General features: G+C 67.4%; 4 protein-coding genes. All 4 read left to right on the top strand.

All coding sequences use genetic code 11. From position 1 onward, the window contains the following. On the top strand, positions 1–207 hold a 207-nt coding region (locus VGS97_RS03040), incomplete at its 5' end, for an FMN-binding protein (RefSeq protein WP_326851623.1). 59 nt (positions 208–266) lie between these two features. Next, entirely contained in the window at positions 267–1,073 is an 807-nt protein-coding gene (locus VGS97_RS03035; RefSeq protein WP_326851622.1) for an FAD:protein FMN transferase, read from the top strand. Between the two features lie 226 nt (positions 1,074–1,299). Continuing rightward, positions 1,300–1,965, top strand: coding sequence for an endonuclease NucS (nucS, locus tag VGS97_RS03030; RefSeq protein ID WP_326851621.1), 666 nt, complete (start codon positions 1,300–1,302; stop codon positions 1,963–1,965). Positions 1,966–2,326: 361 nt separating this feature from the next. Continuing rightward, the coding region (locus VGS97_RS03025) for a hypothetical protein (RefSeq protein ID WP_326851620.1) at positions 2,327–2,518 on the top strand (192 nt) is incomplete at its 3' end.

Here is a 2,518-nt window from a genome sequence, read left to right as displayed (position 1 = left end):
GGCGGGAAGATCACGAACATCAAAGTGCTCGAATACCCCACGGAGACCGGCCGGGACCAGGAGATCAACGGCTACGCGCTGCCGATCCTGAATCAGGAGGCGATGACTGCGCAGAGCGCCTCCATCGACGCGGTCTCCGGCGCCACGTTCACCAGCGAGGGCTATGCGCAGTCCTTGCAGAGCGCGATAGACAAGTCCCGCGCGTGACGGCGCAGCCGCCCGACTTCGCAGCCGCGCGTGGTGCCGCCGCCGTTTCCCCCACCAGCGTGCCTACGTTCGAATACCCACCGACGCAGTACGCCGAGCAACTGCACCACGCCGAGCCGGTGATGGGCACCGTCTTCTCGTTCGCGATCAGCGACGCCGGCCGGGGCGCCCGCCGCGAGGCGATCATCAGCGGTCTGCGGGCCGCGGTCGCCCGGCTGCACCGCATCGACGAGGTCTTCTCGACCTATCGCGACGACAGCGACATCAGTCGTCTGGGTCGCGGCGAACTAGTCATCGAACACTGTGACCCAGGGGTCGCGGAGGTGCTGCAACGCTGCCGCGAAGTCGCCGCCGAGACGGACGGCTGGTTCACCGCCCATCCCGCCGGTCGGCTCGACCCGAGCGGCTGGGTCAAGGGCTGGGCGATCGAACAGGCCTCGCGCCTGCTGCGTGAGGCAGGATCCGAACACCACTGCGTCAGTGGCGGAGGCGACGTGCAGGCGGTCGGCGAGGCGCGTCCCGGCCGTCCCTGGCGCATCGGCATCGCCGACCCGGTTCACCGGGACCGCATCATCGCCGCGATCACCACCCGCGACGCGGCGATGGCCGTGGCCACGTCCGGCATCGCCGAACGCGGCGCGCACATCGTCAACCCGCACACCGGTCAACCCGCAGCCGGACTGCTGTCCATGACACTGGTCGGATCGTCCATCGCACGCACTGACGCGTGGGCCACAGCAGCCTTCGCCATGGGCCCGACACTCGGCCTTCAATGGGCCGGGAAGCGGGCAGGAATCGAAGCGCTCGCCGTGCTCCACGACGGCACCGTCAGGCACACCCCCGGAATCACTGAACTCATCGCGTAGCACATGGACGGGCCTGTACAGAGAGGCCGCCCCAGCCCGTTCGGTCAACGCCAGAGTCCTGATGGTTCCGGGGCCGATGACCCCTCTTCGAACTTGACCGTGGCCGGCGGCGCAGGGTCGGCCGACGTGCAGCGGCGGGCGAGCCTACAGCCGCCCATAAGGCCACGGTCAAGTTCGAAGAGCCCTGATGACTTCGTGTCCTGTGATGGCGCTATGGTTTCGAACCATGCGTCTGATGATCGCCCAGTGCAGTGTGGACTACACGGGGCGGCTCACCGCCCACCTGCCCACGGCCCGGCGTCTGCTGATGATCAAAGCGGACGGCAGCATTCTGGTCCACGCCGATGAGGGCACGTTCAAACCGCTGAACTGGTTGGCCCCGCCCTGCGCGATCCTGGAGGAGATCGTGGGCGAGGGACGCCGCTGGACGGTCACCAACAAGACCGAGCAGCTGGTGATCACCATCGAAGAGGTCTACCACGACTGCGAGCACGAACTCGGCGTCGAACCGGGGCTGCGCAAGGACGGTGTCGAGTCACACCTCCAGCGGTTGCTGGCCGAACAGATCGAGACCCTGGGCGAGGGCTGGCGGCTGGTGCGCCGCGAGTACCCGACGCCGATCGGCCCGGTGGACATCCTGTGCCGCGACGCGCAGGGCGCCGCGGTCGCCGTGGAGATCAAACGCCGCGGGAGGATTTCCGGTGTCGAACAGCTCACCCGATACCTGGAGCTGCTCAACCGTGACCCGGACCTCGCCCCGGTCCGCGGAGTCTTCGCCGCACAAGAGATCAAACCCCAGGCACGAGTACTGGCCACCGACCGCGGCATCGCCTGCGCGATCCTCGACTACGACGCGCTGCGCGGATCCGAGGCCACAGGGACACCAACCTGACCCACGGCTTTGCATGTTCACGCCTGATGGATGTCAGAGCGCGGCCCGTCGACAGCCGCCTCGACACCGAGCGCATCCAGGTTCGCCCTGCCAGCCTGCAACCGTTCCCCGTATGCGCATGCGCGCCGCCGGATATCAGCGCGTATCGCCCTCTTCTATCTAAAATGACCTAAACGCGGCAGCTCGATAGCTCTGGACAATCGACCGTTTGGGGTGCGCCGGGTCGGCTCTAATGCCTGGTCCGGCGCACCATGGTCGGTCACCGTGCGATTTCCGTCGCCGACTCTCCGTTAACAAGTGCGGTCTGCGGGAGTAGACACATCTTCTGTCAGCCGTTGTCACTCACACACGGAGGTGAGGCATGCGATCGAGATCAAAGGTGCTCTGCGTCGCGACGACCCTCGCAACGCTAGCTTCCTCGGCCGGGATGGCGTTCGCGGCGCCCAGCGCCGGGGCGAACGTCCGGGTCACCGTCGACGACGGCGCGAACGGCGGCTACCGCAGCGCCGACCAGTTGGCCGGCGGCGGCTACAACGATGCGGTGCTCGCGCGG

This window comes from Actinocrinis sp. (assembly GCF_035946395.1).
Lineage (GTDB): Bacteria > Actinomycetota > Actinomycetes > Streptomycetales > Catenulisporaceae > Actinocrinis.
This window is presented reverse-complemented; position numbering and strand designations above follow the sequence as displayed.